Genomic DNA, 22938 nt, shown 5'->3' on the forward strand with positions numbered 1-22938 from the left:
ACTCCGCCGAATACACCTTCATCACCATGCGTGACATCTCTTCCTCTGGACCCTCAAGGTCCAGTGTCCAAGGTGTCCACGCCCAAGGGGAAAGGCCCCCCCACCGTCTGCCACACCTGCGACAACCACTCCTGCCAGCAGCCCACCCACCTCCGCCTCGGCACCCCCGCGGAGAACCGCACCGAATGGCTGACCCGCCGCCGCAACCCCGCCAGCCCCCTGGCAGACCTGCGCGGCCCGGCCGGCCGTTCCCGCGCCATCGGCGCCGCGATCCGCACCGGTCTTGCCCTCAAGGAACCCGCGGCGGAGATCGCCCGCCACATCCACATCGCGGCCACGGCGGGCAAACCACTGAGCCTCTGGTGACCGCCCTGACCCGCCCTACTCACGTCTCCCCGGAGAAGCCCACCATGACCGCCACGCCCGAACACCGCGCCCTGGCCTACGTCCTCGACGACCGCTGGTTCCTCATGGTCGTGTCCCCGGCCAGGACGAACAGCGCCTACGACACAGAGCCGCCTCCCCTCCGCACCCTCGCCCACCGCGAACTCGGCCCCGCGCACCGCCCGTTCCCCGCAGCCTCCGCCGGTCACCGCCTGGTGGAAGCCGGCTACCTCATAGACCCCGTCGAACGCTTCAAGCCGGACACCGTCAACGGCTGGACGGAGGGCGACCTCCCGGACCAGTGGAAGACCGTCTGCCACCCCATCACCTACGACAACGACCCCGCCCTGGACAACGTCAGCGCATCGGAGAGGTCCGCGGCCAAACTCGCCACTGACGCCGCAACCGCGATGAGGAACGTCAACCACGCCCTCTCCACCCCGACGGCGCTCCGCTACCCGCCACACGTCAGCGAGGTCGCCCAGCCCCTCACACAGGTGATCGACCGCCTCCCGCAAACCCTCGACCACCTGTCCACCGCGATCCGCCACCACCTGGCCAAGGGCCTGATCCGCATGGACGACGCCACCTCCCCGGGCAACGCGACCGCCGAGGCCCTGAAGCACTTCGGCGAAGCACGCAACGACGCCCGAACCCTGGCGGACAGCCTCCACAAGGCCGCTGCGGTCCTCTTCCACATGGGCACAGAGACCGCAACGTGATGCTCCGCCCACGCGCATGAGCCGCCGGACACGAAGATGGCCCCTTCCGCTCGCCCGAGCGGAAGGGGCCATTCGTCTGTCACTTCCCGGAGCCACCCGGTTCGGCACTCGGCCCCTGCGAGCAGATCTTGAGCACCTCCGCCCGCGCCACCAGAGACGACGCCGCGACGGCTTCCTCACTGACTCCGCGAACCTGCGTCTCGATCGTCCCGCGAGGCCGCCGCTCGATCCGGTACTCAGCCGCCTTCGCGGTGTAGCTGTCGCCCTCGAACTCCCACGTCCACCGCCCCGTCACGGGAAACGGCGTGAACGCCGGCGAGCCGTCCCCGGTGTACGACGCCATGGCGTAGTGGACGAACTGCCGGTCCGGAACCCGTGTCCAGACAGACCCGCCACCGTTCCACCGCGCCCGTTCCTCAGGCCCGGCCGCTCCCCGCCGGACGACCTTCTCCTCCGGCCACCCGTCAGCGCGCAGCGCGTCCAGTTCCCCGGCGTGGTCGTCGTTCCACCGGTCGGCGACCAGCTGCGCGTGGTCCCGGTCGGCGAAGGGGACCTCGCGGCCGTCGAACGTGACGACGAAGACAGGCCCGTCCGGAACCGACGGAACCTCGTCGTCGGCCTCCCAGTAGGCTTCGGGCGGCACAGCGCCTTCGCGCGGCGGCAGCGGAAGAAGCCAGCTCCCCGTACCGGCGAGTCCGGTCTGCGCATGGAACCCCGGCAGCGGCGCGGTAGGGTCCATGGCCCACGCGACGGCGGCCATGACCTCGTCGTCGAGAGCGTCGAGGAGATGCCCGTACCGGTCCACGGTGGTGGTGATGGACTCATGCCCCAGCCGGGCCTGGATCGCGGGCAACGGCACCTTCGCCGCAATCAGCCACGCCGCATGCGAGTGGCGCAGGTCATGAATCCGGGGCCGCTTGATCAGCCCGAGCTTCTCCGCCGCCAGCTCGATCGCGGGCAACCACCGCAGCCGCCGGAACGTCCCCGCGTCCCACCGCCCACCCTCCGGCCCGGTGAACAGCAGAGCGTCCGGCGCCTTCCCCTTCGCCCGCCGCCGCAGCATCGCGTCGAGCTTCCAGGTGATCACGATCGTGCGCCGGCTCCTCTTCGTCTTCGGCGCCCCGAGATACGGCTTCCCGTCCTCGTCCCGCTTCCACGCCCGCTGCACCCGCACAGCCGGCCGCCCGTTACGCCGCCGCAGATCACGCGGCTGAAGCGCGGTCCCCTCACCCCACCGCACACCGGTCTCCGCGAGCGTGTCGGCCAGATCCTTCGCGTCCTCGGCCATGCACTCGTAGATCCACCGGTACTCCTCCCGTTCGAGGAAGACCATCTCCTCCTCGACCTGCTCCCCGTCGAGACGCGGAAGCCGCGTGAAGGCACACGGGTTGGTCGCCCGGAGCTGCGGCTCGGCATCCACCGCGGCCTGGAGGATCGTGTGGAGCAACCCGTGCTGGTTGCCGATCGTCTTCGGCTTGTACTTCGTACGGGGCCGGTGGTCCGCCGGATCGAGCGGCGCGGCCTTCCCCGCCGCGAGGTCGTTGACCCACTGCTGGACCATCTCCCGGCTGATCCCGCCCTCCCCGTCGCGCACCGAGTAGCTCTTGAACCACGGCGACATGTTCCGCTCGACCAGCCGCCGGTACTTCGCCCGGGTGTCTCCCTGGACCCCTGTCAACAAGCTGATCTGCTTCATGGCGAACGGCTCGAACATCTCCTCCGCCGACCGCACATCAGCGACGAACCCCTGCCCCCGTATCCACCCCGGCGGCCACTGCTGCCCGAACCCGTTGACGAGATCCCGGAACTTGGTGGCCGCGTCCTTGTCGTCGAAGAACTCCGACTCCCGCTTGCCCGCCCGTGCCCCTCCGGCCCGCCAGCGGACGATGTAGCTGGACTCCTCGCCCTTCCTCGCCTTGGTCTCGATGTACGCCATGGGCCGGACGGTAGGTAAGACACCGGGAAGGAATCACACGAGCGTGCGGACTCCCCACGCGTACCCACGAGGCTCCGACCCAGCAAAGGACGCCAGGACCGCGATCAGCCCCATGTGCCCACCCCGTGCCCATCAGAACCGACAAGAGACCCCCTCCGCCCCACGTTTCCGCAGGTCAAAGGGGGTCCAAAGATGTGGAGCCTAGGGGAGTCGAACCCCTGACATCCGCCATGCAAAGACGGCGCTCTACCAACTGAGCTAAGGCCCCGAAGACACCCCCACCACCAACCACGCACCGGGGGACGTCGAGGACCAGACTACCGGGTCACCCCCCTGATCCCGCAAAAAGATTGGGGGTCCCCGCGACCGACCACTCTCCGTAAGATGCTCGGACGTGGTTCGCTACAGCGAACCGCGGTTTTCTGGGGAAGCGATGGGGAGACGCGAATGGACGCCGCACAACAGGAAGCGACCGCGAGAGCGCGGGAGCTCCAGCGGAACTGGTACGGAGAGCCGCTGGGGGCGCTCTTCCGCAAGCTCATCGACGATCTTGGTCTCAACCAGGCTCGTCTCGCAGGGGTGTTGGGGCTCTCCGCCCCGATGCTGTCCCAGCTGATGAGCGGACAGCGCGCGAAGATCGGCAACCCGGCGGTCGTGCAGCGCGTACAGCTGCTGCAAGATCTCGCCGCCCAGGTCGCGGACGGCAGCGTCAGCGCCGCCGAGGCGACCCAGCGGATGGACGAGATCAAGCGTTCGCAGGGAGGCTCCGTGCTCAGCAACACCACGCAGACGACGAGCAGTTCAGGTGCTCCCACCGTCAAGCGCGTGGTCCGGGAGATCCAGTCCCTGCTGCGCTCGGTCGCCGCCGCCGGCGACATCATCGACGCGGCGGACACCCTCGCCCCGACCCACCCGGAACTCGCCGAGTTCCTCCGGGTCTACGGCGCGGGCCGCACGTCGGACGCGGTGACGCACTACCAGTCCCACCAGAACTGACCGACGGCCCGCGCGCCGAAGGGGGTTCGGCGAACGGGCCCGGCCGGTTCCACGGGGGAAACACCCTCATCGAGGGCGAACAGCAGCAAATCACGGGGGACCCGAACCACCGCGGGACACAACCCGGAGAAAACCCGGGGCGAAACCCTGAGCGGGGCGCGGACACGACGTAAAAAGGAGTGACCGGACAACGGCACAGCGCGACATCGCCCCGCCCAGGGGCAACCGCAGGGGGAGGAGCGCCACACAGCATGGGTGCACAGCATGGGTGAGGTCTTCGCCGGACGCTACGAACTCGTCGACCCGATCGGCCGCGGCGGGGTCGGCGCGGTCTGGCGCGCCTGGGACCACCGCCGCAGACGGTACGTCGCCGCCAAGGTCCTCCAGCAGAGCGACGCCCACTCCCTGCTGAGGTTCGTCCGCGAACAGGCGCTCCGCATCGACCACCCGAACGTCCTCGCCCCGGCGAGCTGGGCCGCCGACGACGACAAGGTCCTCTTCACGATGGACCTGGTCTCGGGCGGCTCCCTGGTCCACCTGATCGGCGACTACGGCCCCCTCCCGCCGCCGTTCGTCTGCGTCCTGGTCGACCAGCTGCTGGCCGGCCTCGCCGCCGTCCACGCCGAGGGCGTCGTCCACCGCGACATCAAACCGGCGAACATCCTCCTGGAGGCGACGGGTACGGCGCGCCCGCGCCTGCGCCTGTCCGACTTCGGCATCTCGATGCGCCTGGGCGAGCCGCGCCTCACCGACACGAACCTCGTCGTCGGCACCCCGGGCTACATCGCCCCCGAGCAACTCCTGGGCGCCGACCCGGACTTCCCGGCCGACCTGTTCGCCGTAGGACTGGTGGCCCTGTACCTCCTGGAGGGTACGAAGCCGGACGCCAAGGCCCTCATCCAGCACTTCGCCGAGCACGGCACCCCGGGCGCCCCCAAGGGCATCCCCGAGCCCCTCTGGCAGGTCATAGCCTCGCTCCTCCAGCCGGACCCCACGTCCCGCTTCCGCACCGCCACAGGCGCCCGCAAGGCCCTCCTGACGGCCACGGAACTCCTCACCCCCACCCCGGACGACGAGTCCATCGAGATCTTCGACCAACTGGGCCCCCTCCCCAAGGGCTTCACCCCCGAGGGCCCCACATCGACAGCCCTGAACACGACAGGAACGGGCACGGGCCCGTCGTACACCGGCCAGTCGTACGGCGAACCCCGGTACGAGGGATACGACGGGTACGAGGGGTACGCCGCCGAAGCCGCCGCCCCCACCCCATCCCCCGTCCCCCCGAAGCCGACCACCCACCCCACACCCCCACCCCCCGACACCCCGCCCACCTCCACCTGGCCCGGCACGGCCCCCCACCCCACCTGGCCCGGCCCCACCCCGACGGCCTCGGTCCAGGCCGGCTGGGGCCCAGCGGCGACACCCCCCGCCTCCACCCCACCCGAGGCAACCCCGCACCCGCACACCCCCACACCGACCCCCACGATGTCGGACACGGGCAGCTTCCACCTCCCACCCCCACTGACCACCCACCACCAGCCCCACGACCCCGCCTTCGCCCCCGTCCACACCACCCCACCACCCCCGTACGACCCCACCACGTACGCCCTGCCCCGAACCCCCCACACCCCCGGCACCCCCGACACCGCCTCCACGGCGACCTACACGACGCGCCCCCACCCGACCCCGTCCCCCGCACCCCCCACCGCCCGCCACAGCCGCGCGGCGCCCCGCTCCGGCCCGCCCCGCAGGATCGCGGTCCCCCTCCTCCTCTTCGCCCTGACCTGCTACGCGATCGGCTTCTGGGCCCTGACCCGCATCTGACCGGCCCGCCGCCGCCCGACGAAGGTCCACACACCGAGGACGACGAGTACGAGGGTCCCCGCCCCGAACCCGCCCGCGGCGACGGCGACCATGGCCACGCCCCCGCCCGAACCCTCCTCGGCCCCGGCGGCCCTGGTCTCCCCGGAGTTCGAAGGCGCACCCCCACCGGCACCCCCGCTCCCGGTCCCGAACAGCCCACCCGGCACGGACTCCCCCCGGTACCCGGGCCCGCCCCGCACAGCCCCCTCGACCCGGACCCGCAGCGTCACCCCGTACGCCGAGTCCCCGAACTTCTCCCCGACCTGCGCGGAGAGATGGACGGCGAGGTAGTACCCCCCGGCGAACCGCATCCCGCTGACGGCCTCGTTCGCGGAGTACCGGTTGGCGTACGCGACGGGCGCGAGGGGCCGCAGCGAACCCGCCTTCTGCTCCCCGTCGTACCCGAACCGCAGGTCGTCGACCTTGGCGCGGACGGGGTTGTAGAGGGTGACGTCGAGCGCGGAGGCGACGTACCCGGACCCGTCACCGCCGCTCCCCAGCTCGGCGGCGACGTACACCTGCTGCCCCCACTCGACGGGAACGGCGTAGAACAGGGTCTGCCCCGGCAGGATGTCGTCCCGCCAGGCCCCTTGCTCCAGGTCCGTGGCGGTGGCGAACCCGGCCCCACCGGGCAGCCTCCGCGGCTCCCCCTCCAGCGGAGAAGGCGTGGCCGAACTCCACCCCTTGGGCGCCACAGTGGCACCACCCCGCCCCACAGGCGGCTCCCCGACGACAGCCACCTCCAGCCCCCAGGACCCGCCATCCCCCGCCAAGGAGGAACCCGGCGACGAAGGCGACTCAGAGGACCCGGAAGCCCCGGAGGGCGTCCCGGAAGACGACCCGAACGCGTCACCCGCCCCTCCCTCACCCTCACCCTCCCCAGAAGGACCAGCCGCCCCCCGACCCCCCTCCCCAGCCCGCTCCACCACCACGTAATAGGTCCCCGCGTCCTGGCACACCGACCGCCCCGCCCGAACCTCCCGCACCGCCCAAGCGGTGATCGGCCGAGCCCCGACGACAGACCCGAACGTCACGGAATCACTGGAGCAGGTGAGCCCGTTGGCGTCCTGGAGCGCGACCTTCACCCCGTCGTTGAACGACAGCTCCTCCCCGTCCCCCGGCACGGCGGTCACGGACACGTACGTCGTCGTCCGCGCGTCCAGCTCGACCTTGAAGTACGCCTTCCCCCGCCCCACGAGCCCGCTCCGGTACACACCCCCCGCTTCCAGCCGTACGGCGTCACTGGTCGCGCTCGCCGCGTTGACGACGCGCGCCCCGGCGTCGTACGCGTACGCCGGCGCCTCGGCGGCCCGGGCCACCGCACCCGGCGCGGCCAGCGCCAGCCCCGTCACCCACCCCACGACCGCCCACCGCCGCGCCGCCGAACCCGCCGGTCCCATCCCGCCCCCTCGCTCACCGCACCGAAGCCGCTGTCGGTCGAAAGTCGCTGTAGGTCGAAACCCTCACGCCCGGCCGCCGGACAACGCAAGACCCCGACCGCGTCCACGGCCGGGGTCTGTTGGAGTTCTGGGAATCGGCAGTCACGAACCCGTGGGCACGGAGTCGGTCGCCTCCGTCCACAGATCCTGCTCGGCGCGATCCGCCTGGATCTGGCGGTACACGAGGAGCCCGCCGATGGCGGCCAGTGCGACCAGGAGAAGCTTCTTCACCGCGCGACCTCGTCTTTCTTGACGTAGGGGACCTCTGGCGCCCGACTATACACACCGGCCGAGACCGATCGGTGACCTCCCCGGGCGCCCAACTACCGCTCGGTACCGCCGAGTAGACGCCCCGCGCGGGCGCACGCTCCCGGTCCGATCGGAGGGTGATCACACCCCCACGGACGGTCACTTTTCGCCCCTTCCGTCCCTCATGCACCCATCCGGGTGGTGTTCATCTGAACATCGCCACGCCGCGTGCGTCGGTCCGTGATTCGACGCCCGACATACACATCATGAGGAAAGTACGCAAATCCGCCCAACCCGAAAGTGAGGGGCCATGGCCCGCACGCAGGTCACCAAGCTCTGGACGACGATCGTCACCGCCCTCCTGTCCCTCTTCACGGCCCTCGGCCTCATCACGACGACGGCCGCCCCCGCGGTAGCCCACACCGAGCCGACGCGCAACACGACCGCGACGGCGCCGACGGCCACGGTGGAACCCCCGCTCTGGGACTGGTCCCACGTCCGCTCCCTCCCCCCGACGATGAAGCAGCGCATCCGCGCCGAGGCCCACGGCAAGTCCCCGAACTGCCGCCGCCTCCCGCGCACGGACGCGGAGCCCCTCACCGAGACCGCCCCGGACTGCCCCGCGGCGGACACGGAGACCCCCCTCCAGCGCTGACCCTCCCGCGCACCCTCACCGCAGTGACGGCGGACTTGCGTACGCCCCGCACGCCAGGCCCGGCGGCTCCCACGAGCCCCGGGCCTTCGCCGTGCCCGCCCGAGACCCTTTCGAGTGAAAGTACTTGCCAAGCAGGAAAGTACTTGCCACGCTGATCGCATGACGACGGACCTCCCCACCCCGGCGGCAGCGGAAGCCGCCCTGGCCGCAGCCCGCAGCGCGCGCACGGCGGCCGTCGACGCCCGCAGGGTCCCCGCCTGGCACCCCCCGGCCGCGGGCCTGCTCTACGCCGCGGGCTTCACGGGCCTCGCGCTCCTCACGACCCAGGACCACCCGAGCGTCGCCCTGATGCTGGCGTCCGTGGCGTGCCTCCTCGGCTTCCTCGCCCTGTTCGTCGCCAACGCGCGGGCGGGCGGCGTCCTCCTGTGGCCCACGGGGACGGCGCGGGAGAGGTGGCTCCGGCACTCCCCGGCCCTGCTCTCCACCGCCGCGGCCGTCGTGGCGGCCTTCGCCATCAACACCCCCGCCGCCCTCGCCGTGTTCGGCATCACCCAGGGCGCCCTGACCTGGCTCCAATTGCACCGCGCGCGCACAAAGCCGAGGGACCGCGCGCGCACGAGGCCGACGGCATGAGCACCGGCGAGCCCCCGCGCCTGGACCCCACCGTCCAGCACCCCACCCGCCTCGCCCTGGCCGCGTTCCTCTCCGGCTGCCTGGAGGCGGACTTCAGGACCACCCGGGACGCCCTGGCCCTCTCGGACTCCGCGCTGAGCAAGACGGTCTCGGCACTGGAGGCGGCCCAGTACGTGAAGGCCCGCAAGGGCTTCGTCGGCAAACGCCCCCGCACCTGGCTCTCCCTCACCCCCGAGGGCCGCACCCGCCTGGAGGCCCACCTCGAAGCCCTCCAACAGATCGCCGCCCAAGCCCGCGCGCAAGGCGCCGACTTGACACCCCAAGAGTGATCCCGCTCACATAACCCCACTCCGTCCGCGCAGTCACCCCCCACCGCCCCCAACACCCTTGTTAGCCTTGGCCATAGCCCGGTCGCTGGTGCATCCCCCGTCGCCAGCGACCGGGTCTTTTTGCTGCCCAAAAAACCACCGAACACGAAAAAGGCGCCTCCCGGAGGGAGACGCCTTCTCGACGATGTGGGGCTAACAGGATTTGAACCTGTGGCCTCATCCTTATCAGGGATGCGCTCTAACCAACTGAGCTATAGCCCCGCCGCGCTTGCGGTGTGTGTCCCGCGCGCTGACTCCTGAAGGTTAGCGCACGACCGGGGCAGTCCCAAAATCGGTTGGGACGGCCCCGGCCCACGGGGTTTCACCGCAGGTCACCAGAGCCGTTCCCGGCTCACTCGTCCTCGGCGAGCGTCAGCTCGACCCCGCCCACGAACCCGGCGGAGAGGTTGTAGATGAACGCGGCGAGCGTCGCCAGCGCCGTGGCGAGGACGACGTCGATGACCGCGATGACCGTCGAGAACATCAGGACGTGGGGGAGGGACAGGAAGGACTGGAGGTCGAACCCGTTGGACTCGTTGGACCCGGTCGCCTCGGAGATCGTGGAGCCGACGGAGGAGAAGACCCCCATCGCGTCCATGACCATCCACAGCACGGCCGAGGCGACGATCGTGCACACCCCGAGCGCGATGGACAGCAGGAAGCTGACCTTCATCACGGACCAGGGGTCGGCCTTGGCGACCCGCAGCCGCGCCTTGCGCACCCGCGGCGCGGTCCGCGCACCGGTCCGGGGCCGCCGGACGACACCGTCGGGCGCCGTCTCCTCGGCGGCGTACGCCTGCGGCGGGTGGTACGGCACGGAACCCTGCTGGTCCTGGCGCCGCTCACCGGGCAGCGGCGAGGAGGTCTGCTGGTGCCCGACCTGGGCGCCCCCGGAAGCACCGGCGGACCGGCCGCCCGAGCCGTCGCGCCGGCCCTGCTGACCGCCCTGGCCCCCGGAGGCACCGGCGCCCGCGAGGCCCGCCTGAGCCCCCGCGGACCCCGAACCCCCTTGCGCACCCCGCCCGTTGCCCGCGGAGCCGCCAGAGCCGCGCTGAGCGCCCTTGCCGCGACCACCCTTGGCGGAGGCGCCGCCCCCGGCCGGCGCACCGGCCGCTGAGGCCCCGGACTCCCCGGTCCCCGGCGCCTCGGTGTCCGGCTTGATCGCCTTCAGCTGCGTCGTGTGCGAGTCACGCGGGTCACTGCCCCCCGCCGCACCCCCCGCTACGGGGGAGTCGGCGGCGGAGCCACGACCGCCGCCGTCCTTCTCTGGCCTGGAAGACCCGGAAGACCCGGAAGTACCGGATGTACCGGCAGGTCCGGTGGACGTACCGGCGCCCGTGGCTCCGCTCACGATGACTCTCTCCTCGGTGCTACTCGGCCGAGGGCCCGTCGCCCTCGTCCGTGCCGGCCGCTGCGGTGGGTTCGGCGTCGAGGTCGCCCTCGACCTCCTCCGCCTCGCGCCCCGCCTCGGCGTTACGGGCGATGCCGACGACGGCATCGCGCTTGCCCAGGTTGATCAGTTGGACGCCCATGGTGTCACGGCCCGTCTCCCTGACCTCGTTGACTCGCGTACGAATCACACCGCCGCCGAGCGTGATGGCGAGGATCTCGTCGGTCTCCTCGACCACCAGCGCACCGACGAGCGAACCCCGGTCCTCGACGATCTTGGCGGCCTTGATTCCGAGGCCCCCACGCCCTTGGACGCGATATTCGTCGACATTGGTTCGCTTCGCGTACCCACCGTCTGTCGCGGTGAACACGAACGTACCGGGTCGCACGACATTCATCGAGAGCAGCTCGTCGCCCTCGCGGAAGCTCATGCCCTTCACACCCGAGGTCGCGCGGCCCATGGGACGCAGGGTGTCGTCGGTGGCGGTGAACCGGATCGACTGCGCCTTCTTGCTGATCAGGAGCAGATCGTCGTCCGAGGAGACCAGCTCCGCGCCGATCAGTTCGTCGTCCGAACCGTCCTCCCGCTCGCGCAGGTTGATCGCGATGACCCCGCCGGAGCGCGGCGAATCGTAATCCTTCAGAGGCGTCTTCTTCACCAGACCCGCCTTCGTGGCGAGCACCAGGTGCGGCGCGGCCTCGTAGTCGCGGATGGCGAGGATCTCGGCGATGGCCTCGTCCGGCTGGAAGGCGAGGAGGTTCGCGACGTGCTGCCCGCGCGCGTCCCGGCCGGCGTCGGGGAGTTCGTACGCCTTGGCGCGGTACACGCGGCCCTTGTTCGTGAAGAACAGCAGCCAGTGGTGGGTGGTGGAGACGAAGAAGTGGTCGACGATGTCGTCTTCCTTGAGCTTCGTGCCCCGTACGCCCTTGCCGCCGCGCTTCTGCGCCCGGTAGTCGTCCGTCTTGGTCCGCTTGACGTAGCCGCTGCGGGAGACGGTGACGACGATGTCCTCCTCGGCGATCAGGTCCTCGATGGACATGTCGCCGTCGTAGGGCACCAGCATGGTCTTGCGGTCGTCGCCGTACTTCTCGACGATCGCGGCCAGCTCCTCGCTGACGATGCCGCGCTGGCGGGTCGGCGAGGCGAGGATCTCGTTGTACTCGGTGATCTTCACCTGGAGCTCGTCGTGCTCCTGGATGATCTTCTGCCGCTCCAGGGCCGCGAGGCGGCGCAGCTGCATCTCCAGGATCGCGTTGGCCTGGATCTCGTCGATCGTGAGCAGGTCCATCAGGCCCGTGCGCGCGATGTCGACGGTCTCGCTGCGCCGGATCAGCGCGATGACCTCGTCGATCGCGTCGAGCGCCTTGAGCAGACCGCGCAGGATGTGCGCCCGCTCCTCGGCCTTGCGCAGCCGGAAGTTCGTCCGGCGGACGATGACCTCGATCTGGTGGGTCACCCAGTGCCGGATGAACGCGTCCAGCGAGAGGGTGCGCGGCACGCCGTCGACGAGCGCCAGCATGTTCGCGCCGAAGTTCGTCTGGAGGTCGGTGTGCTTGTAGAGGTTGTTCAGGACGACCTTGGCGACCGCGTCCCGCTTGAGGACGATGACCAGGCGCCGGCCGGTGCGCGACGACGACTCGTCACGGACGTCCGCGATGCCGCCGATCCTGCCGTCCTTGACGAGGTCGGCGATCTTCTGCGCGAGGTTGTCCGGGTTGACCTGGTAGGGCAGCTCGGTGACGACCAGGCACTGGCGGTTCTGGATCTCCTCGACCTCGACGACCGCGCGCATCGTGATGGAGCCGCGCCCGGTGCGGTACGCCTCCTCGATGCCCTTGCGGCCGACGACGAGGGCGCCGGTCGGGAAGTCGGGGCCCTTGATGCGCTCGATCAGCGCGTCCAGCAGCTCCTCGTGCGAGGCGTCCGGGTGCTCCAGGCACCACTGGGCGCCGGCCGCGACCTCGCGCAGGTTGTGCGAGGGGATGTTGGTGGCCATGCCGACCGCGATGCCCGCCGAACCGTTGATCAGCAGGTTCGGGAAGCGGGCGGGGAGGACGGTCGGCTCCTGGGAGCGGCCGTCGTAGTTGTCCGTGAAGTCGACGGTCTCCTCGTCGATGTCGCGGACCATCTCCATGGACAGCGGCATCATCTTGCACTCGGTGTACCGCATGGCGGCGGCCGGGTCGTTGCCCGGGGAACCGAAGTTGCCGTTGGAGTCGACCAGCGGCATCCGCATCGACCACGGCTGCGCGAGGCGCACCAGCGCGTCGTAGATCGAGGAGTCGCCGTGCGGGTGGTAGTTGCCCATGACGTCGCCGACGACGCGGGCGCACTTGTAGAAGCCCTTCTCGGGCCGGTAGCCGCCGTCGTACATGGCGTACAGGACGCGGCGGTGTACGGGCTTGAGGCCGTCACGGACGTCGGGCAGCGCGCGGGACACGATGACGGACATCGCGTAGTCCAGGTAGGAGCGCTGCATCTCCGTCTCGAGCCCGACGGGCTCGATGCGGACGGTGCCGTCCTCAGGCGTCTGAGGGGTGTTCTCGTCGGTCATTGCTGGTGAAGATCCCTTCTGTCGCGGTCAGCTGAGACCGACTCAGATGTCGAGGAAGCGGACGTCCTTGGCGTTGCGCTGGATGAACGCGCGGCGGGCCTCGACGTCCTCGCCCATGAGGACCGAGAAGAGGTCGTCGGCCTGGGCGGCGTCGTCGAGGGTGACCTGGCCGAGGACGCGCAGGTCCTGGTCCATGGTCGTGACGCGCAGCTCCTCGGCGTTCATCTCGCCGAGACCCTTGAAGCGCTGGATCGAGTCCTCGCGCACGCGCTTGCCGCGCTGGCGGCCCATCTCCAGGAGGGCGTCGCGCTCGCGGTCGGAGTAGGCGTACTCGATGTCCTCGCGGCCCCACTTGATCTTGTACAGCGGGGGGCGGGACAGGAAGACGTGCCCGGCCTCGACCAGGGGCCGCATGAAGCGGAACAGGAAGGTCAGCAGCAGGGTGTTGATGTGCTGGCCGTCGACGTCGGCGTCCGCCATCAGGATGATCTTGTGATAGCGGAGCTTCGCGATGTCGAAGTCCTCGTGCACGCCGGTGCCGAACGCGGAGATCAGCGCCTGGATCTCCTGGTTCTGGAGGATCTTGTCGATCCTCGCCTTCTCGACGTTCAGGATCTTGCCGCGGATCGGGAGGATCGCCTGGTACTGCGGGTCGCGGCCCGACTTCGCGGAGCCGCCGGCGGAGTCACCCTCGACGATGAAGATCTCGCACTTGGTGGGGTCGTTCGACTGGCAGTCGGAGAGCTTGCCCGGCAGCGACGCCGACTCCAGCAGGCCCTTGCGGCGCGTCAGGTCGCGCGCCTTGCGGGCGGCGACGCGCGCGGTGGCCGCCTGGATGCCCTTGCGGACGATGTCCGCGGCCTCCACCGGGTTGCGGTCCAGCCAGTCGTTGAGGTGCTCGTAGACCGCCTTCTGCACGAAGGTCTTGGCCTCCGTGTTGCCCAGCTTGGTCTTGGTCTGGCCCTCGAACTGCGGCTCGCTCAGCTTCACCGAGATGATCGCCGTCAGACCCTCGCGGATGTCGTCGCCCGTGAGGTTGTCGTCCTTCTCGCGCAGCAGCTTCTTGTCGCGCGCGTACTTGTTGATCAGGTTGGTGAGCGCCGAGCGGAAGCCCTCCTCGTGGGTGCCGCCCTCGTGCGTGTGGATGATGTTGGCGAAGGAGTAGACGCCCTCGCTGTAGCCGCTGTTCCACTGCATGGCGACTTCGAGGGAGAGGCTCTTCTCCTTGTCCTCCGCCTCCAGGTCGATGACCGTGGGGTGGACCACGTCGCCCTTGCGGGAGTTGAGGTACTTCACGAAGTCGACGATGCCGCCCTCGTAGTGGTACGTGACGGTCTTGACCTCGTCCTTCTCGTCCGCACCCGCCTCGTCCGCCCCGGCCGTCGCCTTCGCCGACTCGCGCTCGTCGGTGAGCTTGATCGTCAGGCCCTTGTTGAGGAACGCCATCTCCTGGAAGCGCCGCGAGAGCGTCTCGAAGGAGTAGACGGTCGTCTCGAAGATGTCCGGGTCCGCCCAGAACGTGACCGAGGTGCCCGTCTCCGCGACGGCCTCGTGCTTGGCCAGCGGGGCCGTCGGCGCGCCGAGCTTGTAGTCCTGCGTCCAGCGGTGGCCGTCCGTGCGGATCTCGACGGCGACCTTCGACGACAGGGCGTTCACGACCGAGACGCCGACGCCGTGCAGACCGCCGGAGACCGCGTAGCCGCCGCCGCCGAACTTGCCGCCCGCGTGCAGCACCGTCAGCACGACCTCGACGGCCGGCTTGCCCTCGGACGGCACGATGCCGACCGGGATGCCGCGGCCGTTGTCGACGACGCGGACCCCGCCGTCGGGCAGGATCGTGACGTCGATGGTGTCCGCGTGCCCGGCCAGGGCCTCGTCGACGGAGTTGTCCACGACCTCGTACACGAGGTGGTGCAGACCGCGCTCACCGGTCGAGCCGATGTACATACCGGGCCGCTTGCGGACCGCGTCCAGCCCTTCGAGGACGGTGATGGCGTTGGCGTCGTACGAGGCGGTGACCTCGCCGTTCGCGCCCGCGCCGGTGGACGGGATGTTCTCGTTGGGGTTGCCGGAATCGGCCACGAAGCGCCCTTTCTGGCACAGCACGAGCCAGACTCCTCGGCAGGTTGCCGGAGCGGCTGCGGCATGTTGCGTTGGTAAGCCTTGATCAGCGTTGCTCAGCGGGTCCCGGGCGGTCCCCACGTTTGGGGCGGGATTGGCTTCCAGTCTACCGGTAGCACCGACAGTGATGGGGGTTTGCCGGTACCTGAGTCCGCATGTGCCGCCCTCAACCCGCCTCTCACGACTCCCGATATACGGGCGGGGGGCCCAAGAGGCTCACAGCGGCACTCAGCGCTTCCGGCTGTCAACCCTTGGCTACCGGCGAGTCAGGTCGCGATTCACCGCCGCATACATCGCCTACGGCCTTGTACGACAAGCGTTTTGGGTACGCCGGGAAGGGGCCCCGGAGCGGTACGGCGAGCCGCGCCGCTAGCGCCTCGGGCGCGGGGGCGTGGTGTCCCGTGTAAAGGCAGCGTGAGGTATGTCACCCGTAGGTGTCGCCGGGCCCGGTGCTCCCGGGGGCGCGCAGGGGCCCGTACCGGCGCACGGGGCCGCCGGGCCCCAGCACCTTGATGTGCCGTACGGCGCCGTGCCCGAGGTCCTGGTTGAGGCGGGCCACCAGGGTCGGCGCCAGCAGCCGCAGGTTCGTCGCCCAGGCCGTCGAGTCGCAGCGCACGACCAGCTCGCGCGCGTCCTCGTCGTAGCGCTCGGGGACGCAGTGCTTGCCGATGTCCTCGCCGACGATCTCCGGCCAGCGGCCCATCACCCCGCCGACGGCGGCCGGGGCCTCCCAGCCGCGCTCGTTCAGCAGGCGGTTGATCGCGGCGCCGAGCGCCATGGGGTCGCGGCCGTCCGCGCGCGCGCCGGAGCGCAGACCGCCGCCGCGCCGGGCCTGCTTCTTCTGCTGGACGGCGTCCCCGCGCGCGCGGGCCTGCTCTCGGGCGGCCTTGAGGGCGACGCGGGCGAGGTCGACGCCGGACGGCTCTTTGTGGGCGGGCGATGTGACGGGAACTTCCCTCGCGTCCCGTTCGTCGGAACTCATACCCGCTCCACCTGACCGTCCGACACCGAGAACCGCGTCCCGACGAGCACGCCCGGCACATCGTCGTCCACCGCGGCCGTCACCAGCACCTGCTCGCCGGGCGCCACCAGCTCCGCGAGGCGTTCGCGGCGCCGGGCGTCCAGTTCGGCGAAGACGTCGTCGAGGACGAGCACCGGCTCGTTGCCCTCGGCGCGCAGCAGGTCGTAGGAGGCCAGGCGCAGGGCGAGGGCGTACGACCAGGACTCGCCGTGCGAGGCGTACCCCTTCGCGGGGAGCTGGCCGAGCTTGAGGAGAAGGTCGTCGCGGTGGGGGCCGACGAGGGTGACGCCCCGTTCGATCTCCTGCTTGCGGGCCTCCGCGAGGGCCGCCATCAGCTGCTCGTACAGCTCCTCGCGGGTGTGCGCCTCGCCGGGCGCGGACGGCTTGTATTCCAGGGCGACCGGGCCGCCGCCGGGGGCGAGCTGCTCGTACGCCTTGTCCGCGAGCGGCTGGAGGGTGGCGACCAGGTCGAGGCGCTGCGCGAGGAGCTCGGCGCCCGCGCGGGCCAGGTGCTGGTCCCAGACGTCCAGGGTCGAGAGGTCCATGGTCCGGCCGCCGTGCCGGCGCGCGAGGGCGGCCGACTTGAGGAGCGTGTTGCGCTGTTTCAGGACGCGCTCGTAGTCGGAGCGGACGCCGGCCATGCGCGGGGAGCGGGCCGTGACCAGCTCGTCCAGGAAGCGGCGGCGCTCGCCGGGGTCACCTTTGACGAGCGCGAGGTCCTCCGGCGCGAACAGCACCGTGCGCAGGATGCCGAGGACGTCCCGGGGGCGGACCTGACTCGACCGGTTGATCCGCGCGCGGTTCGACCTGCCGGGGTTCAGCTCCAGCTCGACCAGCTGCTGCCGCTCGCCCTGCCTGACCTGCGCGCGGACGATCGCCCGCTCGGCGCCCATCCGGACCAGGGGCGCGTCCGAGGCGACGCGGTGACTGCCGAGGGTCGCGAGATAGCCGACGGCCTCGACGAGGTTCGTCTTGCCCTGCCCGTTGGGGCCCACGAACGCGGTGACGCCCGGGTCGAGCGGGACCTCGGCCCGGGCGTACGAACGGAAGTCGGCCAGCGACAGATGCGTGACGTGCATGGCCGACCTCTCCGACGGGGTGGTGCTTGGAGTGTTACTTGGACTCGACGGCGTGCCCGCCGAACTGGTTGCGCAGCGCCGAGATCATCTTCATCTGCGGCGAGTCGTCCTGCCGGGACGAGAACCGCGCGAACAGCGACGCCGTGATCGCCGGAAGCGGTACGGCGTGGTCGATGGCGGCCTCGACGGTCCAGCGGCCCTCGCCGGAGTCCTGCGCGTAGCCGCGCAGCGTGTCCAGGTGCTCGTCCTCGTCGAGGGCGTTCACCGCGAGGTCGAGCAGCCAGGAGCGGATGACGGTGCCCTCCTGCCAGGACCGGAAGACCTCGCGGACGTTCTCCACGGAGTCGACCTTCTCCAGCAGCTCCCAGCCCTCGGCGTACGCCTGCATCATGGCGTACTCGATGCCGTTGTGGACCATCTTCGCGAAGTGCCCGGCGCCGACCTTGCCCGCGTGGACGGCGCCGAAGTCGCCCTCGGGCTTCAGGGCGTCGAAGACCGGCTGGACCTTCGCGATGTGCTCGGCGTCGCCGCCGTACATCAGCGCGTAGCCGTTGGTGAGGCCCCAGACGCCGCCGGAGACGCCGCAGTCCACGAACCCGACGCCCTTGGCGGCGAGCTCCTCGGCGTGCTTCTCGTCGTCCGTCCACCGGGAGTTGCCGCCGTCCACGACGACGTCGCCCGGCTCCAGCAGCTCGGCCAGTTCGTCGACGGTCGCCTGCGTGGGCGCGCCCGCCGGGACCATCACCCACACCACGCGCGGCGCCTGGAGCGTGTCCACAAGTTCCTTGAGGCTGTGGACGTCCGCGAGGTCCGGATTGCGGTCGTACCCGATGACGGTGTGGCCCGCGCGGCGAATCCGCTCGCGCATGTTGCCACCCATCTTGCCGAGTCCGACGAGACCGAGCTCCATCAGTGGTTCCTTAGGTTGCGGTGGGGCGGGAGGGGTGCGTGTGCACCCCGTACGACCCTAAACCCGGAGGTCAGCGCACAGTTGTGGGCATAACCGCTCAGATGTTCTCTCGCCCCGCCTCAGCTCAGCGGGTTCAGCCGCTCAGCCGCACCGGCATGATCAGGTACTTGTACGCCTCGTCCGCCTCGGCGTCGAGCGCGGGCTTGCCGCTCAGCAGCGCGGGCTTCGTGGACGTCGTGAACGACAGCTGCGCCACCGGGGAGTCGATCGCGCTCAGGCCGTCCAGCAGGAACGTCGGGTTGAAGGCGATCGAGATGTCGTCGCCTTCGAGCTGCGCGTCGACGCGCTCCACAGCCTGTGCGTCGTCGCTGGAACCGGCCTCCAGGATGAGCACGCCCTGCTCGAAGCTCAGCCGCACCGGGGTGTTCCGCTCGGCGACGAGGGCCACGCGCTTGACCGCCTCGACGAACGGCGCGGTCTCGATCACGGCGACGGAGTTGAACTCGGTCGGGAACAGCGTGCGGTACTTCGGGAGGTCGCCCTCCAGCAGACGCGTCGTCGTCCGGCGGCCGGCGCCCTCGAAACCGATCAGCCCCTCGCCGGAGCCCGAGCCGGAGAGCGCCAGGATGACGCTGTCGCCGCTGGTCAGCGCCTTGGCCGTGTCGAGCAGGGTCTTCGCGGGCACCAGGGCCACGGCCGACGCCTCGGGGTTCTCCGGCTTCCACAGGAACTCGCGGACGGCGAAGCGGTAGCGGTCGGTGGAGGCGAGCGTGACCGTGTCGCCCTCGATCTCGATGCGCACACCCGTCAGCACCGGCAGCGTGTCGTCACGGCCGGCGGCGATGGCGACCTGGGCGGCTGCGGAGGCGAAGACCTCGCCCGGCACGGTGCCCGTCGCGTTCGGCATCTGCGGCAGCGCCGGGTACTCCTCCACAGGCAGGGTGTGGAGTGTGAACCGCGAGGAGCCGCACACCACCGTCGCCCGTACACCGTCTGTGGAGATCTCCACCGGGCGGTTCGGCAGCGCCCGGCAGATGTCCGCGAGCAGGCGGCCGGAGACGAGCACCGTCCCCTCCTCGTCGACCTCGGCCTCGACGCCGACCCGCGCGGAGACCTCGTAGTCGAAGCTCGACAGGCTCAGCTGGCCTTCCTCGGCCTTCAGCAGGAGGCCGGCGAGGACAGGCGCCGGTGGGCGGGCCGGGAGGCTGCGCGCCGCCCAGGCCACGGCCTCCGCGAGTACGTCGCGTTCCACCCGGATCTTCACTCTTGCCGCCTCCTGCTGTTGCCGGCGCTTCTCGGCCTGCTTCGCCTTCGTCGTCTGTCTGGGTGTCACGGCCCTCGGCGAGGGGAAGGACATCCGGGGACCAGTCTGACGCACCCCACTGACACCTGGTGCCCCTCGGGGTCAAGTCGTGACAACGGGCAGCCGGAGGCCGCGGAGCGAGTTGTGCACAGGCCCCGCTTCGAAACGATTCCCGGGCTCTCTCTAGTTGGTCTTAGTAGTAGGCCCTGTGGATACGGTGGATAACCGCGTTTCCGCAGCTCAGACCCCGAATTTTATCCACCGACCCTGTGGACGGCACCGGTGGATAACCCGCCCCACCTGTGGAGAACGAAAAGTTCTGCACACCCCGTCCACAGACCGGGCCTGGTTGTCCCCAGCTGCGTCCCCAGGTTTACCCACGTTTCCCACAGGCCAACCCGGCACCTTCGTGTGACGCCTTTCACTCGACCCGGTGAGGAAGCGCGTCGAGTTGCCGAACAGTGGACAACGCTGTGGAGAACCCCCTCCTCCCTGGGGAAAACACCCCTCTACCTGGGGAAACCCGGTGGACAACTTTTCCCCCACCCTGTGGACGCCCAACTTTTCCACACCCTGTGGAAAACACTTATCCACGAATCCACACCCCTCCCACCTGCCCAGATGATCTCCCACGCCCCCACCCTGTGGACACAGTCTGGACAACTCCACAGTCCCCAGCCTGTGGAAGCCAAAAACCCAACGAATCTGTGGACGAACCCCGTAACCCCCCAAGAAATCGAACACCCCCCGGCGCCCCCCCGCCCAAGCCAACCCCGACCGAAGCCCCGGAGGCTCGGACCAGGGCCCCCAGATGAGGGGGCGAGGGCTGGGCTGAGGAGGCGGTGAGGCCAACGGGGCAGCGGGGCCGACGAGGCCGCGGGCCGGTGGCGCGGTAGGACGGCGAGGCAGCGGGCCGGTGAGGCCGGTGAGGCCGGTGAGACGGCGGGGCGGCGGGGGCGAGGAAGCAACCCACAGGGTGTGGAGGGAGCCCGGCAAGAGGGAAGGGCGCCCCCGAACGGCGGGGAGCGCCCTCGTCCTCGTACCCGGATCAGCCGCCGTTCTTGATCCGGTTCGTCAGTTCCGTCACCTGGTTGTAGATGGACCGGCGTTCGGCCATGAGGTTGCGGATCTTGCGGTCCGCGTGCATGACGGTCGTGTGGTCCCGGCCACCGAAGAGGGCGCCGATCTTGGGCAGGGAGAGGTCGGTCAGCTCGCGGCAGAGGTACATGGCGATCTGCCGCGCAGTGACCAGCGCCCGGCCACGAGAGGTCCCGCACAGATCCTCGACCGTCAGCCCGAAGTACGCCGCGGTGGCGCTCATGATCGCCGTGGAGGTGATCTCGGGAGCCGAGTCCTCCCCACCGGGGATGAGGTCCTTGAGGACGATCTCCGTCAGCCCGAGATCGACCGGCTGCCGGTTGAGGGACGCGAACGCGGTGACCCGGATCAGCGCACCCTCCAGCTCCCGGATGTTGCGGGAGATGCGCGAGGCGATGAACTCGAGGACCTCCGGCGGCGCGTTCAGCTGCTCCTGCACGGCCTTCTTGCGCAGGATCGCGATCCGCGTCTCCAGCTCGGGCGGCTGCACGTCCGTGATGAGCCCCCACTCGAAACGGTTCCGCAACCGGTCCTCAAGGGTGACGAGCTGCTTGGGCGGCCGGTCGGAGGACAGCACGATCTGCTTGTTCGCGTTGTGCAGCGTGTTGAACGTGTGGAAGAACTCCTCCTGCGTCGACTCCTTGTCCGCGAGGAACTGGATGTCGTCGACGAGCAGGATGTCCATCTCCCGGTACCGCTTGCGGAAGCTGTCCCCCTTGCCGTCCCGGATGGAGTTGATGAACTCGTTGGTGAACTCCTCGGAGGACACGTACCGCACGCGCGTACCGGGGTAGAGGCTGCGCGCGTAGTGCCCGATGGCGTGCAGGAGGTGCGTCTTGCCGAGCCCGGACTCGCCGTAGATGAACAGCGGGTTGTACGCCTTGGCGGGCGCCTCGGCGACGGCGACGGCGGCGGCGTGCGCGAACCGGTTGGACGCGCCGATGACGAACGTGTCGAAGAGGTACTTGGGATTGAGCCGGGCGGTCGGCTCCCCGGGCCCCCCGGCCCCGACGACACCCCCGGCCCCGGCCCCGCTCCCGCCGGAGGAGGAGCCCGGCGCGGGCGCTCCTCCGGGCCGGTGCGCGGGCTCGGGCAGCTCACGCCGTACGGGGTCGCGCTGGTCGTAGTCGGGCCGGGCGGGCGGCTCGTAGGAGGGCCGCTCGGCGGGCGCGGGCCGGTACGCCTCGGGGGAGGGCCGCCGCTCGGGCGCGGAGGCGTACCCCTGCTCCCCGTACGACTCCTGCGGCGCGCCCGCGTACGGATCCCGCTCGGGGAAGCCGAGCCGCTGCTGCTGCCATCCGCCGTACTCGTCGGCGCGCTCGGCCCGCTCGGGACGCTCCCCGCGCTCAGGCCGTTCCCCGCCGCGCGGCCAGGCGCCGGGCTCGTCGGCACGTTCCCCGCGCTCGGCCCGCTCCGCGCGCGGCCACGCGCCGGGTTCGTCGGCCCGCTCGGGGCGTTCCGCGCCGCGCGGCCACGCGCCGGGCTCGGGGCGCTGGTACTCGCCGGGGTAGGCGGGACGGACGGTCGGCAGGGGGCGTTCGGCGGAGGGTTCGGGGCGGTGCCGGCCGTAGCCGCCTTCGTACGGATCGTCGTACTGCTGCTCGTAGTCGCCGCGCGGCGGAGCGTCGTAGGAGGGCTTCTCGTACGCCGGCGGGGGCAGCTCGGGTTCGTCGTAGCGGGGCTGGGGCGCGGGCGGGGCCGGGGGCTCGCCCGCGGACTCGTCGACGGTGATCGCGATCCGGATCGGCCGCCCGCACTCCCGGCTCAGGCTCTCGCTGACGATCGGCGCGAGCCGCCCCTCCAGGACGTTCTTCGCGAACTCGTTCGGTACGGCGAGCAGGGCCGTGTCCGCGACCAGCGCGAGCGGCTGGGTGCGCCTGAGCCACCGTTCGTCCTTGACCTCCACCCCCTGGCCGCGGCCCTCGCCGAGGAGCTGCTCCAGTACTCGCGGCCACACTGCGGCAAGATCGGCAGGTACGTCAGCCACAGGGCACGCTCTCTCGAAGGTCCCACGATCGTGTGATCTCGGGACGGTGCGGGATGTAAATCGGGTGGGGTGGGGGACATGGGAACGAATCGGAGTCCAGTCACGGTAGTCAGCGCGCGGGGTACGGTTCAAGTTGTTGTCCCCAGGCTGTGGACAGTGTCTCCCGCGGGCCCCTGGTTTGACCGGATGGCGTAGCCCCGCGTACCGTAACCAGGTCGAGTTGTCGATGG

The 22938-nt window shown here is 70.5% G+C and carries 18 protein-coding genes and 2 tRNA genes; 7 read left to right on the forward strand and 13 right to left on the reverse strand.

Annotation, left to right across the window (positions count from 1 at the left end; translation table 11 throughout):
* The first annotated feature begins 72 nt into the window (after positions 1–72).
* Together PV682_RS31275 and PV682_RS31280 are read left to right on the forward strand one after the other, a co-directional pair.
* Entirely contained in the window at positions 73–366 is a 294-nt protein-coding gene (locus PV682_RS31275; RefSeq protein WP_319735140.1) for a hypothetical protein, read from the forward strand.
* A gap of 44 nt (positions 367–410) precedes the next feature.
* Positions 411–1106 (forward strand): hypothetical protein, encoded by a 696-nt coding sequence (locus PV682_RS31280; RefSeq protein WP_319735141.1) that lies wholly within the window; start codon positions 411–413, stop codon positions 1104–1106.
* A gap of 79 nt (positions 1107–1185) precedes the next feature.
* On the opposite strand, the gene PV682_RS31285 is transcribed toward PV682_RS31280, so the two are convergent.
* Both PV682_RS31285 and PV682_RS31290 read right to left on the reverse strand, forming a co-directional pair.
* A complete protein-coding gene (locus tag PV682_RS31285; protein WP_319735142.1) occupies positions 1186–3042 on the reverse strand; it encodes a tyrosine-type recombinase/integrase in 1857 nt (618 codons plus the stop codon).
* Between the two features lie 195 nt (positions 3043–3237).
* Positions 3238–3310 (reverse strand) — tRNA-Ala (locus PV682_RS31290).
* A 179-nt stretch (positions 3311–3489) separates the two neighbouring features.
* On the opposite strand from PV682_RS31290, the gene PV682_RS31295 reads away from it, so the two are divergent.
* Together PV682_RS31295 and PV682_RS31300 are read left to right on the forward strand one after the other, a co-directional pair.
* Positions 3490–4038: a helix-turn-helix domain-containing protein gene (locus tag PV682_RS31295; RefSeq protein WP_010353434.1), complete on the forward strand. Its 549-nt coding sequence runs from the start codon at positions 3490–3492 to the stop codon at positions 4036–4038.
* A gap of 264 nt (positions 4039–4302) precedes the next feature.
* Positions 4303–5862, forward strand: coding sequence for a serine/threonine-protein kinase (locus PV682_RS31300; protein ID WP_319735143.1), 1560 nt, complete (start codon positions 4303–4305; stop codon positions 5860–5862).
* Here PV682_RS31300 and PV682_RS31305 read toward each other — a convergent pair.
* Both PV682_RS31305 and PV682_RS31310 read right to left on the reverse strand, forming a co-directional pair.
* Complete coding sequence (locus PV682_RS31305) at positions 5826–7301, reverse strand: hypothetical protein (RefSeq protein WP_319735145.1); 1476 nt, start codon at positions 7299–7301, stop codon at positions 5826–5828. The two genes, PV682_RS31300 and PV682_RS31305, sit on opposite strands and share 37 nt — an antisense overlap.
* Positions 7302–7442: 141 nt before the next feature.
* Positions 7443–7571, reverse strand: a complete 129-nt coding sequence (locus PV682_RS31310; RefSeq protein WP_003999697.1) for a DLW-39 family protein — start codon at positions 7569–7571, stop codon at positions 7443–7445.
* 328 nt (positions 7572–7899) lie between these two features.
* Between PV682_RS31310 and PV682_RS31315 the strand changes: the two genes are divergently transcribed.
* From PV682_RS31315 to PV682_RS31325, 3 genes are all read left to right on the forward strand, one after another.
* Positions 7900–8244, forward strand: a complete 345-nt coding sequence (locus PV682_RS31315; RefSeq protein WP_319735146.1) for a DUF6344 domain-containing protein — start codon at positions 7900–7902, stop codon at positions 8242–8244.
* A 159-nt stretch (positions 8245–8403) separates the two neighbouring features.
* On the forward strand, positions 8404–8877 hold the full coding sequence (locus tag PV682_RS31320; RefSeq protein ID WP_319735148.1) for a hypothetical protein: 474 nt from the start codon (positions 8404–8406) through the stop codon (positions 8875–8877).
* Positions 8874–9206, forward strand: coding sequence for a winged helix-turn-helix domain-containing protein (locus tag PV682_RS31325; protein ID WP_319735149.1), 333 nt, complete (start codon positions 8874–8876; stop codon positions 9204–9206). Before PV682_RS31320 ends, PV682_RS31325 begins: the two co-directional genes overlap by 4 nt.
* Before the next feature lie 187 nt (positions 9207–9393).
* Here PV682_RS31325 and PV682_RS31330 read toward each other — a convergent pair.
* The 9 genes from PV682_RS31330 to dnaA all read right to left on the reverse strand — a co-directional run bounded on the left by PV682_RS31330 (position 9394) and on the right by dnaA (position 22708).
* A tRNA-Ile gene (locus PV682_RS31330) sits at positions 9394–9467 on the reverse strand.
* A gap of 130 nt (positions 9468–9597) precedes the next feature.
* A complete protein-coding gene (locus tag PV682_RS31335) occupies positions 9598–10596 on the reverse strand; it encodes a DUF3566 domain-containing protein (RefSeq protein WP_407705772.1) in 999 nt (332 codons plus the stop codon).
* 19 nt (positions 10597–10615) lie between these two features.
* Entirely contained in the window at positions 10616–13189 is a 2574-nt protein-coding gene (gene gyrA / locus PV682_RS31340) for a DNA gyrase subunit A (RefSeq protein WP_319735150.1), read from the reverse strand.
* Between the two features lie 42 nt (positions 13190–13231).
* The gene (gene gyrB / locus PV682_RS31345) at positions 13232–15295 is read right to left on the reverse strand and encodes a DNA topoisomerase (ATP-hydrolyzing) subunit B (RefSeq protein ID WP_319735151.1); all 2064 of its coding nucleotides are present in this window, start codon (positions 15293–15295) and stop codon (positions 13232–13234) included.
* Positions 15296–15734: 439 nt separating this feature from the next.
* Complete coding sequence (locus PV682_RS31350; RefSeq protein WP_319735152.1) at positions 15735–16292, reverse strand: DUF721 domain-containing protein; 558 nt, start codon at positions 16290–16292, stop codon at positions 15735–15737.
* Positions 16289–17410: a DNA replication/repair protein RecF gene (gene recF / locus PV682_RS31355; protein WP_319735153.1), complete on the reverse strand. Its 1122-nt coding sequence runs from the start codon at positions 17408–17410 to the stop codon at positions 16289–16291. The genes PV682_RS31350 and recF overlap by 4 nt, the downstream gene beginning before the upstream one ends.
* 34 nt (positions 17411–17444) lie before the next feature.
* A complete protein-coding gene (gene gnd / locus PV682_RS31360; RefSeq protein ID WP_319735154.1) occupies positions 17445–18320 on the reverse strand; it encodes a phosphogluconate dehydrogenase (NAD(+)-dependent, decarboxylating) in 876 nt (291 codons plus the stop codon).
* Between the two features lie 133 nt (positions 18321–18453).
* Positions 18454–19584 (reverse strand): DNA polymerase III subunit beta, encoded by a 1131-nt coding sequence (dnaN, locus tag PV682_RS31365; protein WP_109361975.1) that lies wholly within the window; start codon positions 19582–19584, stop codon positions 18454–18456.
* A 1087-nt stretch (positions 19585–20671) separates the two neighbouring features.
* Positions 20672–22708, reverse strand: coding sequence for a chromosomal replication initiator protein DnaA (dnaA, locus tag PV682_RS31370; protein WP_319735155.1), 2037 nt, complete (start codon positions 22706–22708; stop codon positions 20672–20674).
* Positions 22709–22938: the final 230 nt, after the last annotated feature.

Source organism: Streptomyces niveiscabiei (assembly GCF_033794345.1).
Taxonomy (GTDB): Bacteria; Actinomycetota; Actinomycetes; order Streptomycetales; family Streptomycetaceae; genus Streptomyces; species Streptomyces niveiscabiei.